This is a genomic window from Mesorhizobium sp. P160927, assembly GCF_057766385.1.
Map to the genome: position 1 here is coordinate 5,539,147 of NZ_JBYMDW010000001.1, position 13,269 is coordinate 5,552,415.

Consider the following 13,269-nt stretch of genomic DNA (forward strand, 5'->3'; position numbering starts at 1 on the left):
CGCCCAAAGGCACACGCTCCCGCGGTTTGACAATTTAGGGATAGAGCCTTTGTTATCAACGAGCGATGAGCACACGTTTGACAGCCTAACCAGTTGAACTCAAGCGGCTGTTCCAGAACGGCTCAGCGTGGAATAGAATGCCGGCGGCCCAAATGCATGATCCCGAAAAGTGGGAACCGGTTTTCGGAAAAGATCATGCTCCAACAAAGAGTTGGATCAGGATGACGATTCAGCCAAACGTCGTCCTGATCCAATATCGCCGAGATGAAAAGAGCCAATGGCGACCACGGAACTGGAACAGCCGGACAATGACGGCTTGAGTGCACGCGCTACACGGTCGCTCAAGGCGGTGCCGCGCATCTGGAACCGGTTCTGGCGCCTCGTTTCGCTTTACATGCCCAAGCGCCTCTATGCGCGCTCGCTGATCATCGTCATCGCGCCGATGATCCTTTTGCAGTCGGTCGTCGCCTTCGATTTCATGGAGCGCCACTGGGCAACCGTGACGCAACGCCTGTCGCAGGCCACGGTGCGCGACATCGCCGCCATCATCGACCTGATCGAGACTTATCCGCACGACGCCGACTACGCCAACATCATCCGCACCGCGCAGGATCGCATGCAGCTGAAGGTCGATCTTCTGCCGCCCGATCCGCTGCCGCCGCCCGGTCCAAAGCCGTTCTTCTCGATCCTCGACGATGTTCTCTCCGCCGAGATTACCCGGCAGATCAACCGCCCGTTCTGGATCGACACTGTCGGCAATTCCAACATCATCGAAGTGCGCGTCCAGCTCGAGAACAAGGTGCTGCGCGTCTTCGTGCGCCGCAGCCAGGCCTATGCCTCCAACACCCACATTTTCCTCATCTGGATGGTCGGCACCTCGCTGGTGCTCCTGATGATCGCCATCCCCTTCCTGCGCAACCAGATCCGGCCGATCCTGGCGCTTGCCGAGGCAGCCGAAAGCTTCGGCAAGGGGCGGCCGATGCCGCGCGATTTCCGCCCGCGGGGGGCCGAAGAGGTTCGCCGCGCCGGCTTTGCCTTCATCCAGATGCGCGAGCGCATCGAGCGCCAGATCGAGCAGCGCACGGCCATGCTGACCGGTGTCAGCCATGATCTCAGGACCATCCTCACCCGCTTCAAGCTGCAGCTGGCGCTGGCCGGCGGCAAGGCCGAGACCAAGGCGGCTCTCGACCAGGACATCGAGGACATGCAGTCGATGCTGGAAGGCTATCTAGCCTTTGCCAAGGGCGAGGCCTCGGAGGACCCGGGACGTTTCGATCTCGAAGCCTATTTTCAGAAGCTTGGCGAAGAAGCGAACTTGCGCAAATGCAGACTTTCGACGACGCTTTTCGGCGATCCGACCGTGCATGTCAGGCCGAACGCCTTTGCGCGGCTGCTGTCCAACGTTATCGGCAATGCCTTCCGCTATGCCCGCACCGTCGAGGTCACCGCCGACCATGGCCGCGGCTCGCTTCTGGTCACCATCGACGATGATGGGCCAGGCATTCCGGCCGACAGGCGCGAAGACGTGTTCAAGCCCTTCGTGCGGCTCGACGAGGCGCGAAACCTCGACGCCAGCGGCACCGGGCTCGGCCTGTCGATCGCCCGCGACATCGCCCGCAGCCATGGCGGCGACATCACGCTCGACAACAGTCCGATGGGTGGCCTGCGCGCGGTGATCAAGGTTCCGGCCTGATTTCTATTTGGCATGATCTTGCCTGAAAACCGCTTTCGACTTTTTGGGATCACGGTCTGCTTCATCCGCCCGTCATGAAACCATGGTCAAGAGCGCGCATGAAGCGCGCGACCGCACTTGATTCGTCCTTGCCGCCTCACTTCCACCCCGTGCCCGTCAGGGTGCGCTGGAGCGAAGCGAGGGCGGCCGCATGGTCGCCGTTCCGGCATCGTTTCAAGGCAACCGCCGACCTCCGGAGCAAAGGGCCGCCATGCGCATAGTGATGGTCACCGACGCCTGGCGCCCGCAGGTTAACGGCGTCGTTCACACGCTGGAGCGGCTCACCGAGACCCTGAAATCCTTCGACGTCGCGGTCGAATTCCTGACCCCCAACATCTTTCGCACCCTGCCCTTGCCGACCTACCCCGACATCCGCCTGGCGCTGACCACGCCCGGCCATGTCGCGCGCCTGATCGACGGCTACAAGGCCGACCACATCCACATCGTCACCGAGGGACCGCTAGGCATCATGGCGCGGCGCCATTGCCGCAATGCCGGCCGGCCGTTCACCACCAGCTACCACACCCGCTTTCCCGAATATCTCAGCGCCCGCCTGCCGGTGCCGGAGAGCTGGGCCTATCGCTGGCTGCGCGATTTCCACAATTCGGGCCAAGGCACGCTGGTCGCCACCCAGTCGCTCGCCGACGATCTCACGGCGCGCGGCTTCAACAAGCTGAGGCCCTGGACGCGCGGCGTCGACACCGAGCATTTCCGGCCCGACAAGCGCAAGGACCTTGGCTTCCCCGGCCCGGTCTTCCTGTGTGTCGGCCGCGTCGCCATCGAAAAGAACCTGCCGGCCTTCCTTGACCTCGACCTGCCCGGCAGCAAGGTGATCGTCGGTGAAGGGCCCGAGCTTGCCAAGCTGAAGGCGAAATATCCGAAGGCGCATTTCCTCGGCCATCGCCCCAATGACGAACTGGCCGAAATCTATGCCTCGGCCGATGTCTTCGTCTTCCCCAGCCGCACCGACACTTTCGGTAATGTCATCATCGAGGCGCTGGCCAGTGGCACGCCGGTCGCCGCCTATCCGGTAACCGGACCCATCGACATCGTTGGTGATGGTGTCGGCGGTGCTGTTTCCACCGATTTGCGCGAGGCCGCGCTTGCCGCGCTCGACGTCAGCCGCGACCAGGCCCGCGAGCGTGCCATGCGCTACAGCTGGAAGGCCTGCGCGGAAATGTTCCTCGACGCGGTCGAGGAAGCACTGGGAACGACGCGCAAGCTGGCGGCTTGATCCGATAGGCCGGCGGCAGTGCCAAGGAACGAGGCGGTATTCTGTTTGGCCTCGGAACGCCTAGAATAGCCTGCCGCCATCCGGCACCTTGCGTTCGATGGCGCCCAACACCACGGCGCCCTCTTCATCGGGAAAGCCGAGCGTCAGCACTTCCGACATGAACGGCCCGATTTGGCGAGGCGGAAAATTGACCACCGCGAACACCTGGCGGCCGATCAAGGTCTCGGGCGTATAATATTTGGTGATCTGCGCCGAGGACTTTTTCACTCCGATCCCAGGCCCAAAATCGATCTTCAGCTTGAAGGCCGGCTTGCGCGCCTCCGGAAACGGTTCGGCCTCGACGATCGTGCCGGCACGGATGTCGACACGATGGAAATCGGCGAAGCTGATTTCAGGCTTGCGCTCGTTGTTTGAACTCATGTCGAACGCTTCTGCTCAGGCGTTGCCGAAGGTCTCGAACAGCACGCCGGCCAGCGCGTCCTTGGCCGAGGTTCCCGACCAGACGACGAATTGGAAAGCCTGGAAATAGCACTCGCAGGCTTCCAGCGCCGAGGACAACAGCACTTCGACCTGCTGGCTCGATGGTTCGACCCCGCCGGCGAGCAGCAGCGACTGGCGGAACATGATCGCGCCTTCTTGCTCCCAGAGGTCGAAATGGCCGAACAGCATCTGTTCGTTGATCAGCGACAACAGCCGCATCACTTCCAGCGTGCGGGCTTCCGGCACCTTGATGTCGAAGGCGCAGGCAAGGTGCAGCGCTTCGAAATCCTCCATCCACGAGAAGGAGACGTGATAGTCGGTCCAGCTGCCGGCAACCGAGATCGAGATTTCGTCATCGCCGGCCCGTTCGAAGGACCAGTCATTGTTGTGGGCCACCTGCTCAATCACATCCACCGGATGGATTTCGCGGGAAAATTCGAGTTCGAGAAGTTCCATGGAATGCTTCCTGTGTTCAGGGGGAGCGCCACACGCTCCGCGGGGCACACACGACGAACAATCTTGTCTAGAACTCGGACGGCCGGGACTTATCAACGCAAAGACCCCAGACCGAACCCCACCGCCCGGTTGCATAACCCTGCTCCGAATCATGCAACAAATTCAGTCTATTGATCGGGAGTCGCGTGAACAGCCCAATTTTTCGCACTGCGTCATTCGCATGTGGAAAGGTGCCTGTCACAAAGAGTCACGCAATGCCGGTAAGCGATTCACGGCAAAGCGATTTTCAGGCTGGTGCTTTGTGGAAAAGTTTAACGAATTATTTTTTCGGCTTGGGCTTCGCCGGAGCCGCGGGTGTGGCCTGACCGGTCAGCTCGGCGATCCTGGCCTCGAGCGTCTCGATGCGCGAGGCGAGCCTGCCGTTTTCTTCCCTCGCCTTGGCGGCCATCTCGCGCGCGGCCTCGAACTCCTCGCGCTGCACGACATCCATGGAGTTGAGGATGCGTTCCGCCTGGCCCTTGAAGGCCGTCTCCACCTCGCGCCGCACACCTTGAGCGGCACCGGCGGCATCGGTCATCAGCTTGGCGAATTCGTCGAGAATGCGGTTCGGTCCGGTCGACATGGCAAATCCTCGCTTGCTTGATTTGAATTAGTGACGTGGCGCGACGAATGCAAGAACGTTGGGGCCCGATGCGGCCTCCGCGTTGCTATGGCGCACCGCCCGCATGATGGGCGCGGGTCCTGCAGGAGCCTCTCCAACGGCTCCGAAGCTGTACTTGATGGTGGCAAGTCGCCTATTGTAAGGCCCTCGTCTCCCTTCAGGCACGTTTCAATCAGGATAAGCAATGGCAACGCCCCCGCGCAGACCGACAAATCCGATGGAAGCCGCCGAAGCTGTGTTCAAGCCGATCAAGAAACCGGCAGCGACCCCGCCTCGCGAACCCTCCACCGCCCCGAATGTCCGCGAGCTTGTCTCGATCAGGATCGACCGGGCCGTGCTTGATCATTTCCAGGAAGATGGTCCCGGCTGGCAAGACAGGATCAACGACGCCTTGCGCGAAGTGGTGGCCGCCAAGCCCAGGGGGTGAGCACGCCCAACCCCGGCGACGAAGCTGGACCCGAATCTGTTCCCGGACCCGAATCTGTTCCCGGACCATTGACGTCCGTGACCTTGCCTTGACCCTGCCAAAACCCTGCCGCATGGTCCGCGCCGATCGCAACCGAGAGCTCCCCGTTGAACGAATATTTCCTGCTGCCGCTGGCTTCGCTGCCTTTTCCCAATATCAACCCGATTCTCGTCCAGATCGGGCCGCTGGCGGTGCACTGGTACGGCATCGGTTACATCGTCGGCATCCTGTTTGCCTGGTGGTATGCCAAGCGGCTCTCCGCCAATCCTAAACTCTGGCCCGACGGCGTCCTGCCGATGAAGCCTGAGGATCTCGACGATTTCATCGTCTGGGCGGCCATTGGCGTGGTTCTGGGCGGCCGCACCGGTTATGTCCTGTTCTACGACCTGGCGCGCTACATCGCCCATCCGCTCGACATCTTCGCCGTCTGGCAAGGCGGCATGTCCTTCCATGGCGGCCTGCTCGGCGTCATCCTCGCCATGACGCTGTTTTCCATAAAGCGCGGCATCCGCACATGGTCGCTGTTCGATGTCGTGGCAGCTGGCGTGCCGGTCGGTCTCGGTCTCGTGCGCGTCGCCAACTTCATCAACTCCGAGCTCTGGGGGCGGCCCACCGATGTGCCCTGGGCGATCGAATTCCCCAATGGCGGTCCGTTCACCCGCCATCCGAGCCAGCTCTACGAGGCTTTGCTCGAAGGGCTGGTGCTGTTTGTCGTGCTGCGCATTCTTACCCATTCGCGCTTCAAGCTGAAGACACCGCGCTTTGTCGGCGGCGCCTTCATCTGCGGCTACGGCCTGTCACGAATTTTCGTGGAGTTCTTCCGCGAGCCCGACCAGCAGCTCGGCTATCTCCTCGGCACCAACTGGCTGACCATGGGCATGATCCTGTCGACGCCGATGGTGCTGGCCGGCATCTGGGCGATGGCGACGGCCAAGCCGGTGACGCAAGCGCAGCCGCGGGCGACATGACGCGGCTGAAGGCTCGTATCGTCAAGCTGATCGAGGCGGTGGGTCCGATGCCCGTCAACGAATACATGGCGCTGTGCCTGTTCGATCCGCGCGATGGCTATTACACGACACGCGAGCCGTTCGGCGCGGCCGGCGATTTTATCACCGCACCGGAGATCAGCCAGATGTTCGGCGAGCTCGTCGCCGTCTGGCTTTACCAGGCTTGGGCAGCGATCGGCCGGCCGATGCCGGTCACTGTCGCCGAGATCGGCCCCGGCCGTGGCACTTTGATGAAGGACATGCTGCGCACTCTGTCGCGGCTCGATCCGGCTTTGGCCAATGGCGCCGTCTTCGCCATGATCGAGAGCAGTCCGCGCTTGACCGATATCCAGAAGCAGACGCTTGGAGCGACACCCTTCGTGATAGGCTGGCATGAAACGATCGAGACCCTGCCCCGTCAACCGCTGTTGATCGTCGGCAACGAATTGTTCGATGCCCTGCCCATCCGCCAGTTCGTCCGCGCCGGCGCCGAGTGGCGCGAGCGCATGGTCGGCCTGGACGACGCGGCCAATCTTTGCTTCTTCGCCGGCGCCGGCTCGGTCGACCCGACGCTGCTGCCCAGGGATGCGGCCGACGCGCCGCAAGGCGCGATCGTCGAAATCGCACCTGCCCGCACCGCCCTGATGGCGGCGATCGCCGAGCGCATGGCCGCTCATGGCGGCGCCGGGCTATTCCTCGACTACGGCCATCTGCGGCCCGGTGTCGGCGACACGCTGCAGGCCCTGCGCCGGCACAATCACGAAGGTGTGCTGGCCAATCCTGGCGAGGCCGACCTTACCTCCCATGTCGATTTCGCCGCTCTTGCAGCGATTGCGCGCGCGCATGGTTTCGATGCCCATCTGTCGACGCAGGGCAATTTCCTGCTCGGCATGGGCATTCTGGAGCGCGCCGGCCAGCTGGGCGCCGATGCCGGCCAGGCGGCACGCGACAAGATATCGGATGCCGTCGAACGGCTCGCCGGGCCGCAAGCGATGGGCGAACTCTTCAAGGTCCTCGCCGTCGTCCCACGCGCCGTCCCCGTCAGGCCCTTCGCCACGGCGGATTGACTTTTCGTTGCTACCCCTCCCAATCTCCCGTCCGGTAAAAGAGCCGCCGGACTGCCGGCGCTTTTCCTTGACGAAACCGCCCACACGGACAACAACGCCCGCATGCTCAATCAGACCAAACCGGATCCCGTTCGGTCGCCGCTGCTGGACAAGGCGCAGGCACAAGGCATCCGCCACGGCTATTTCACCCGCATCGGCGGCGTCTCCGCGGGCATCTACCGCGGCCTCAACATCGGCACCGGGTCGGATGACGACCAGGCTCTGGTGACCGAGAACCGCGCCCGTGTCGCCGCCTGGATGGGGGTGCCCGCAAATCATCTGCTGACCGCCTGGCAGGTCCATTCGCCCGACGTCATTGTCGCCAGGGAACCCTTTGCCGGCGAGCGGCCGAAGGCCGACGCCATTGTCACGGACCGGCCGGGCATTGCCATCGGCGCCTCGACCGCCGATTGCGGTCCGGTTCTGTTCGCGGATGCCGGCGCGCGCATCATCGGCGCGGCGCATGCCGGCTGGAAAGGCGCTTTCACCGGCGTGCTCGAAAACACCATTGCCGCCATGGAGAGCCTCGGCGCCCGGCGCGAAAACATCGTCGCCGTGCTTGGCCCTTCGATTGGTCCCGCAAATTACGAGGTCGGGCCCGAATTCGTCGCCCGCTTCGTCGGGGCCGATGCGGAAAATATCGGTTATTTCGTACCTTCGGCCCATGCCGGCCACGCCATGTTCGACCTCAACCGCTACACGATCGACAGGCTGGCCAGGGCCGGCGTGACGGCCGATGGCCTTGGCCGCTGCACCTATGCCGAGGAAGATCTGTTTTACTCCTACCGGCGCACCACGCACCGCGGGGAGCCCGATTATGGCCGGCAGGTTTCGGCAATCGTTTTGGAGAAGGTATAATGGCGCTGCATTTTGAACGATCCGAATTCGACGCGCGGCGTGACCGGCTGATGATCGAGATGGCCGAGAAGAAGCTCGACGCCATCCTGCTGTTCGCCCAGGAAAGCATGTACTGGCTCACCGGCTACGACACGTTCGGCTTCTGCTTCTTCCAGTGCCTGGTGGTCAAGGCCGACGGCTCGATGGTGCTGCTGACCCGTTCGGCCGATCTGCGCCAGGCGCGCCAAACCTCGATCATCGACAACATCGTGCTGTGGACCGACCGCGACGGCGCCAATCCCGCGGTCGACCTGCGCAACCTGCTCAACGAACTCGACCTGCTCGGCGCCCGCATCGGGGTCGAATACGACACTCACGGCCTGACCGCCTATAATGGCCGCCGCCTGGACGAGCAGTTGCAGACCTTCGGCCAGATCGCCGATGCCTCCGGCATCGTCGGGAGGCTGCGCCTGTTCAAGAGCCCGGCCGAGGTCGCCAAGGCTGAAAAGGCGGCCAATCTCTCCGACGACGCGCTGGACGCGGCCCTGCCGTTGATCAAGCAGGGCGGCGACGAGGCGCTGATCCTGGCCGCCATGCAGGGCGCGGTCTTCGCCGGCGGCGGCGACTATCCGGCCAACGAATTCATCATCGGCTCCGGCGTCGATGCGCTGCTGTGCCGCTACAAGGCCGGCCGCCGCAAGCTCACCAAGAACGACCAGTTGACGCTCGAATGGGCCGGCGTCTTCCATCACTATCATGCGCCGATGATGCGCACGGTGCTGACCGGCAAGGTCTCCAAGCGTCATCAGGATCTGTTCGACGCCGCACGCGCGGCACTTCTGGCCGTCGAAAAGGCGATGACGCCCGCAAACACCTTCGGCGACGTGTTCGATGCCCACGCCCGCACCATGGAATCGCACGGGCTGACCAAGCACCGGCTGAACGCCTGCGGCTATTCGGTCGGCGCCCGCTTCACGCCGTCCTGGATGGACATGCCGATGTTCTACCAGGGCAATCCCGAGCCGATCGCGCCGAACATGACGCTGTTTGCCCACATGATCATCATGGACTCGGAGACCGAGACGGCAATGACGCTTGGCCGCACCTACCTGACCACCGAATCCCAGCCGAAGCCGCTGTCCCGCCATGATCTCGACTTGATCGTGCAGTGAATCCATAATGGAGGCGTTCTTCGCCAAGGAGTTAGAAGGCAAATGAGACGATCGCATGTGACGACCGTGTCATTGCTTGTGGCATTGGCTTTGACCGCCTGCACCAACGCAAAGGACGTCCTCGAACCTTCCGCCATCACCCCGCCGGTCGCATCGGCGCAGCCCGCACCGGCCACGCAAGGCAGCGCTGCTGCCACCGTTCCCGCCCCGGCGCCATCCACGGCCGCGACGGCCACCACGACAGCGGGTGCGCCCGCGCCCGTCACTTCGGCCCAGGCCGCCGCCATCCTGTCGAAGACCCGACTGCAGATCGCGCCGATCGTCGGCGCTTCGGTGGAAGCCGCCACGCCGCTGACGGCGGAACTGCAGACACGCGCCAGGCAGCGCGGCATCACGCTGGCCGGCAGCCAGGACCAGACCGCGACCCATGTGCTCAAGGGCTACTTCTCGGCGATGACGGAGGGCAAGGACACCACGGTCATCTATGTCTGGGATGTCTACGACCCCTCCGGCAACCGGCTGCACCGCATCAACGGCCAGATGAAAGCGCCTTCCACCGGTTCCGGCGACAGCGCGGGCGCCGACAGCTGGAAGTCGGTCTCGCCAGCCACCATGCAGGCGATCGCCGACCAGACGATCGATCAATTTGCGGCCTTTCTCAGCGGCAAGGGGAGCTGAGGTGTTGCCAGCCGGTGATGGCGAACAGCTTTCTTAGGCTTAGCCGGCGGATTCACGATGTCGGCGCTTGCAATAGCCGCGCGGGCCGCTAAAAGCCCGGTTAAAAGGTGCGGGAGAGTCCGTCAGGCCTCTCCGTCCTCCACCAGGAACGGTGCATGAAACTCTTCGCGGGCAATTCCAACAGGGTGCTGGCCGAAGCGGTCGCCCGCTATCTCAACGTCCCGCTGGGCAAGGCCAGTGTCAGGCGCTTCGCCGACCAGGAAATCTTCGTCGAGATCCAGGAAAATGTGCGCGGCGAGGATGTGTTCATCCTGCAGTCGACCTCGTTCCCGACCAACGATCACTTGATGGAACTGCTCATCATGATCGACGCCTTCATGCGCTCATCGGCCAAGCGCATCACGGCGGTTATTCCCTATTTCGGCTACGCCAGGCAGGATCGCCGCGCTTCCGGGCGCACGCCGATTTCTGCCAAGCTGGTCGCCAACATGATCACCCGTGCAGGTGTCGACCGGGTTTTGACTCTGGATCTCCATGCCGGCCAGATCCAGGGCTTTTTCGACATCCCCACCGACAATCTGTTCTCGGTGCCGGTGATGGCCCGCGACGTCAAGGCGAAGTACAAGCAACTCGGCAATGTCGTCGTCGTGTCGCCCGATATTGGTGGCGTGGTGCGTGCGCGTGCGCTTGCCAAGCGCTTCGACGCGCAACTCGCCATTGTCGATAAGCGCCGTGAGCGTCCCGGCGAATCGGAAGTCATGAACATCATCGGCGCGGTCGCCGGCAAGGATTGCCTTTTGATCGACGACATCGTCGATTCCGGCGGCACGCTGTGCAACGCCGCCGACGCGCTGCTGGCCAACGGCGCGACCAGCGTCACCGCCTATATCACCCACGGCGTGCTGTCGGGCGGCGCGGTCGCTCGCATCAGCAGCTCGAAGCTGCAGGAACTGGTGATCACCGATTCCATCCAGCCCACGCAAGGCGTGCTCGACGCGCCCAACATCCGCGTCATTTCGATCGCCGACCTGATGGGCGAAGCCATTTCGCGCACAGCGACCGAGGAATCGGTCTCGAGCCTGTTCGACTGAAAGCCAGTTCCCCCTGCGGCCGGGCTAGTCCCGCGGCACGGCCGATGGCGTCGGCGCCTCCAACCGGGCCGGGCCTCGGCGCATGCCTTCGCCGGCATCACGCGCGCCGCGCATATAGCCGCGCGGCGAGGAGCCGAGCATGCGCTTGAACATCGTGATGAAGGCCGGCACGCTGTCATAGCCGAGATCGAGCGCCACCCGCGTGATCGGCTCGCCATCGGCGAGCCTCGGCAGCGCCGCGAACAGGCAGGCCTGCTGGCGCCATGTCGACAGGGACAGGCCGGTCTGCCGCTGGAAGGCGCGCGTGAAGGAGCGCCGGCTCATGCCGACGGTATCGGCCCATTCATCGATCGTCGCATGCGGTGAGGGTGCGGCGACGAAACGCCGGCAGAGCGCCGCCAGTTTGGGATCCGACGGGAACGGCAGGCCGAGCGGCCGCTCTGGCAATTGCGGGATCTCGTGCAGGAGCAGGTTCATGATCAGGCCACCGCGCCCTTCCAGTTCGCCGCCTTGCGGCAGCTTCTCGGATTCCACGATAAGACTGTGCATCAGGTCGGTGACGCCGACGACGCGCATGCCCTCCGGCAAGCCTGGAATCGCCTGCGGCATGACATAGACCGAGCGCATCGAGACGTCGCCGAGCATCTCGACGGAATGTTCGATGCCGGCCGGAATCCACATCGCATGGTCCGGCGGCACCATCCAGCGCCCATGCCGCGTCGTCACCAGCACGACGCCGACCAGCGCATGCAGCAACTGGCTGCGGCTGTGGTGGTGGTGAGGCACGTGGTAGCCATCCGGATATTCGGTCGGCAACACCACCGCCGGCCCGACCGCCTGCTCGAGCCACTGCCAGCGCAGCCCGTGCAATTGCTCGAGGTCGGTGTGGCCGGCGCCGAAAATTTCCCTGGTTTTTGGCATTCGGTATGGCCCACTTGCGAAACTATTGGACCAAACCACGAAAGAAGTCGCCTGGCAACCGGACTATAAGGCTGCCTGCGGGAAGCGCCCGCCACGTCGCCTGTGGGAACGACCCGCCAAAAAGACTACGGAGCCTATCTTGACCGATACGACAGCCACCAGGGTCGCGCCGCCTGCGACCGCCAGTCACGCGTCAGCCCAGGCGACGGCCTTCACCGTCATCCTGGCGGTGAGCCTCTGCCACTCCATCAACGACATCATGCAGTCGCTGCTATCGGCCATCTATCCGCTTCTGAAAGACAATTACGGCCTCGACTTCTGGCAGATCGGGCTGTTGACCTTCACCTTCCAGGTAACGGCATCCCTGCTGCAGCCGATCATCGGCGCGGTCACCGACAAGCGGCCGATGCCTTACTCGCTGCCCTGGGGCATGGCATCCTCGCTGATCGGCCTGGTCGTGCTGGCTTATGCCGGGCACTACTACCTGCTGCTGATCGGCGCATCGCTGATCGGCATCGGTTCGGCGATCTTCCATCCGGAATCCTCGCGCATCGCCCGCTTCGCATCCGGCGGCCGGTTTGGCCTGGCGCAGTCGCTGTTCCAGGTCGGCGGCAATTTCGGTCAGTCCATGGGTCCTTTGCTGGCCGCCTTCATCGTCGTGCCCTTCGGCCAGACCAGCATCGCCTGGTTCGCCGTCGGCTCGCTGATCGGCATCGTCATCCTGTGGCAGGTCGGTGGCTGGTACAGCCGCCTGCGCGCCGCGCAAGGCAATCGCAAGGCGACAAGCTTCGTGTCGCCCTTCCCACGCCGCAAGGTGATGTGGGCCCTGGCGGTACTGACCTTGCTGGTGCTGACCAAGAACGCCTACATCGCCAGCCTGGCCAGCTACTACACCTTCTATTCCATCCATAAGTTCGGCGTTTCGGTGCAGATGTCGCAGGTGATGCTGTTCCTATTCCTCGGCTCTTCGGCGTTGGGCATCCTGCTCGGCGGTCCGTTCGGCGACCGCTATGGACAAAAGGCGATGATCTGGTTTTCGATCGTCGGCGTCCTGCCCTTCACGCTGGCGCTGCCTTACGCCAATATGGAATGGACGATGGTGCTGACCGTGCTGATCGGCCTCATCCTCTCGTCGGCCTTCTCCAACATCGTCGTCTTCGCGCAGGAACTGGTGCCGGGCCGCGTCGGCACGATCGCCGGCATCTTCTTCGGTTTCGCCTTCGGAGTGGGCGGCATCGCGGCCGCGGTGCTTGGTGTCGTCGCCGACATGAAAGGCATCGACTTCGTCTTCCAGATCTGCTCGTACCTGCCGTTCCTGGGGCTGCTGACGGTGTTCCTGCCCAACATGAGGGACGCGCGCAAGGCGCAGGCCGCCGCTTGAATCATCTGTATCCCGGCAAAAGGCACCCGCCATATGGCGGGTGTCTTTTGCCATTCCGGTGGGAGGGC

Annotated in this window: 14 protein-coding genes; 10 read left to right on the plus strand and 4 right to left on the minus strand. The window is 63.5% G+C overall.

The features are described from left to right. The first annotated feature begins 277 nt into the window (after positions 1 to 277). Together AC3CB8_RS27130 and AC3CB8_RS27135 are read left to right on the plus strand one after the other, a co-directional pair. On the plus strand, positions 278 to 1,693 hold the full coding sequence (locus AC3CB8_RS27130; RefSeq protein ID WP_023781439.1) for an ATP-binding protein: 1,416 nt from the start codon (positions 278 to 280) through the stop codon (positions 1,691 to 1,693). Positions 1,694 to 1,943: 250 nt separating this feature from the next. Beyond that, entirely contained in the window at positions 1,944 to 2,966 is a 1,023-nt protein-coding gene (locus AC3CB8_RS27135; protein ID WP_023781438.1) for a glycosyltransferase family 4 protein, read from the plus strand. A 60-nt stretch (positions 2,967 to 3,026) separates the two neighbouring features. On the opposite strand, the gene AC3CB8_RS27140 is transcribed toward AC3CB8_RS27135, so the two are convergent. The 3 genes from AC3CB8_RS27140 to AC3CB8_RS27150 all read right to left on the minus strand — a co-directional run bounded on the left by AC3CB8_RS27140 (position 3,027) and on the right by AC3CB8_RS27150 (position 4,524). Then, complete coding sequence (locus AC3CB8_RS27140; RefSeq protein ID WP_352564516.1) at positions 3,027 to 3,386, minus strand: tRNA-binding protein; 360 nt, start codon at positions 3,384 to 3,386, stop codon at positions 3,027 to 3,029. 15 nt (positions 3,387 to 3,401) lie between these two features. Next, entirely contained in the window at positions 3,402 to 3,902 is a 501-nt protein-coding gene (locus tag AC3CB8_RS27145) for a type III secretion system chaperone family protein (RefSeq protein ID WP_015316098.1), read from the minus strand. 319 nt (positions 3,903 to 4,221) lie between these two features. Further along, positions 4,222 to 4,524 (minus strand): accessory factor UbiK family protein, encoded by a 303-nt coding sequence (locus AC3CB8_RS27150; RefSeq protein ID WP_015316097.1) that lies wholly within the window; start codon positions 4,522 to 4,524, stop codon positions 4,222 to 4,224. A 223-nt stretch (positions 4,525 to 4,747) separates the two neighbouring features. Between AC3CB8_RS27150 and AC3CB8_RS27155 the strand changes: the two genes are divergently transcribed. The 7 genes from AC3CB8_RS27155 (at position 4,748) to AC3CB8_RS27185 (ending at position 10,899) form a co-directional block, all read left to right on the plus strand. Continuing rightward, positions 4,748 to 4,990: a BrnA antitoxin family protein gene (locus AC3CB8_RS27155; protein ID WP_023770273.1), complete on the plus strand. Its 243-nt coding sequence runs from the start codon at positions 4,748 to 4,750 to the stop codon at positions 4,988 to 4,990. Between the two features lie 146 nt (positions 4,991 to 5,136). Beyond that, a complete protein-coding gene (gene lgt / locus AC3CB8_RS27160; protein ID WP_023794112.1) occupies positions 5,137 to 5,997 on the plus strand; it encodes a prolipoprotein diacylglyceryl transferase in 861 nt (286 codons plus the stop codon). Continuing rightward, positions 5,994 to 7,082 carry a class I SAM-dependent methyltransferase gene (locus AC3CB8_RS27165; protein WP_023770275.1) on the plus strand — a complete coding sequence of 363 codons (1,089 nt, stop codon included), beginning with the start codon at positions 5,994 to 5,996 and terminating at the stop codon, positions 7,080 to 7,082. The genes lgt and AC3CB8_RS27165 overlap by 4 nt, the downstream gene beginning before the upstream one ends. A 102-nt stretch (positions 7,083 to 7,184) precedes the next feature. Further along, the gene (gene pgeF / locus AC3CB8_RS27170; protein ID WP_023781432.1) at positions 7,185 to 7,979 is read left to right on the plus strand and encodes a peptidoglycan editing factor PgeF; all 795 of its coding nucleotides are present in this window, start codon (positions 7,185 to 7,187) and stop codon (positions 7,977 to 7,979) included. Then, complete coding sequence (locus AC3CB8_RS27175; RefSeq protein WP_352564513.1) at positions 7,979 to 9,130, plus strand: M24 family metallopeptidase; 1,152 nt, start codon at positions 7,979 to 7,981, stop codon at positions 9,128 to 9,130. Before pgeF ends, AC3CB8_RS27175 begins: the two co-directional genes overlap by 1 nt. 42 nt (positions 9,131 to 9,172) lie before the next feature. Next, positions 9,173 to 9,808, plus strand: a complete 636-nt coding sequence (locus AC3CB8_RS27180; protein WP_023781430.1) for a hypothetical protein — start codon at positions 9,173 to 9,175, stop codon at positions 9,806 to 9,808. Between the two features lie 155 nt (positions 9,809 to 9,963). Beyond that, positions 9,964 to 10,899, plus strand: a complete 936-nt coding sequence (locus tag AC3CB8_RS27185) for a ribose-phosphate pyrophosphokinase (protein ID WP_023770279.1) — start codon at positions 9,964 to 9,966, stop codon at positions 10,897 to 10,899. A 24-nt stretch (positions 10,900 to 10,923) separates the two neighbouring features. Here the strand turns inward: AC3CB8_RS27185 and AC3CB8_RS27190 are convergent, their stop codons facing one another. After that, the gene (locus AC3CB8_RS27190; RefSeq protein ID WP_352564511.1) at positions 10,924 to 11,820 is read right to left on the minus strand and encodes an AraC family transcriptional regulator; all 897 of its coding nucleotides are present in this window, start codon (positions 11,818 to 11,820) and stop codon (positions 10,924 to 10,926) included. Between the two features lie 139 nt (positions 11,821 to 11,959). Between AC3CB8_RS27190 and AC3CB8_RS27195 the strand changes: the two genes are divergently transcribed. Continuing rightward, on the plus strand, positions 11,960 to 13,201 hold the full coding sequence (locus tag AC3CB8_RS27195) for an MFS transporter (protein WP_352564509.1): 1,242 nt from the start codon (positions 11,960 to 11,962) through the stop codon (positions 13,199 to 13,201). Positions 13,202 to 13,269: the final 68 nt, after the last annotated feature.

What these genes read in the sequence shown, in the direction of transcription:
- AC3CB8_RS27130 (WP_023781439.1), top strand. Translation starts at nt 278, where the DNA reads ATGGCGACCACGGAACTGGAACAGCCGGACAATGACGGCTTGAGTGCA.
- AC3CB8_RS27135 (WP_023781438.1), top strand. Translation starts at nt 1,944, where the DNA reads ATGCGCATAGTGATGGTCACCGACGCCTGGCGCCCGCAGGTTAACGGC.
- AC3CB8_RS27140 (WP_352564516.1), bottom strand. Translation starts at nt 3,386, where the DNA reads ATGAGTTCAAACAACGAGCGCAAGCCTGAAATCAGCTTCGCCGATTTC.
- AC3CB8_RS27145 (WP_015316098.1), bottom strand. Translation starts at nt 3,902, where the DNA reads ATGGAACTTCTCGAACTCGAATTTTCCCGCGAAATCCATCCGGTGGAT.
- AC3CB8_RS27150 (WP_015316097.1), bottom strand. Translation starts at nt 4,524, where the DNA reads ATGTCGACCGGACCGAACCGCATTCTCGACGAATTCGCCAAGCTGATG.
- AC3CB8_RS27155 (WP_023770273.1), top strand. Translation starts at nt 4,748, where the DNA reads ATGGCAACGCCCCCGCGCAGACCGACAAATCCGATGGAAGCCGCCGAA.
- AC3CB8_RS27165 (WP_023770275.1), top strand. Translation starts at nt 5,994, where the DNA reads ATGACGCGGCTGAAGGCTCGTATCGTCAAGCTGATCGAGGCGGTGGGT.
- pgeF (WP_023781432.1), top strand. Translation starts at nt 7,185, where the DNA reads ATGCTCAATCAGACCAAACCGGATCCCGTTCGGTCGCCGCTGCTGGAC.
- AC3CB8_RS27175 (WP_352564513.1), top strand. Translation starts at nt 7,979, where the DNA reads ATGGCGCTGCATTTTGAACGATCCGAATTCGACGCGCGGCGTGACCGG.
- AC3CB8_RS27180 (WP_023781430.1), top strand. Translation starts at nt 9,173, where the DNA reads ATGAGACGATCGCATGTGACGACCGTGTCATTGCTTGTGGCATTGGCT.
- AC3CB8_RS27185 (WP_023770279.1), top strand. Translation starts at nt 9,964, where the DNA reads ATGAAACTCTTCGCGGGCAATTCCAACAGGGTGCTGGCCGAAGCGGTC.
- AC3CB8_RS27190 (WP_352564511.1), bottom strand. Translation starts at nt 11,820, where the DNA reads ATGCCAAAAACCAGGGAAATTTTCGGCGCCGGCCACACCGACCTCGAG.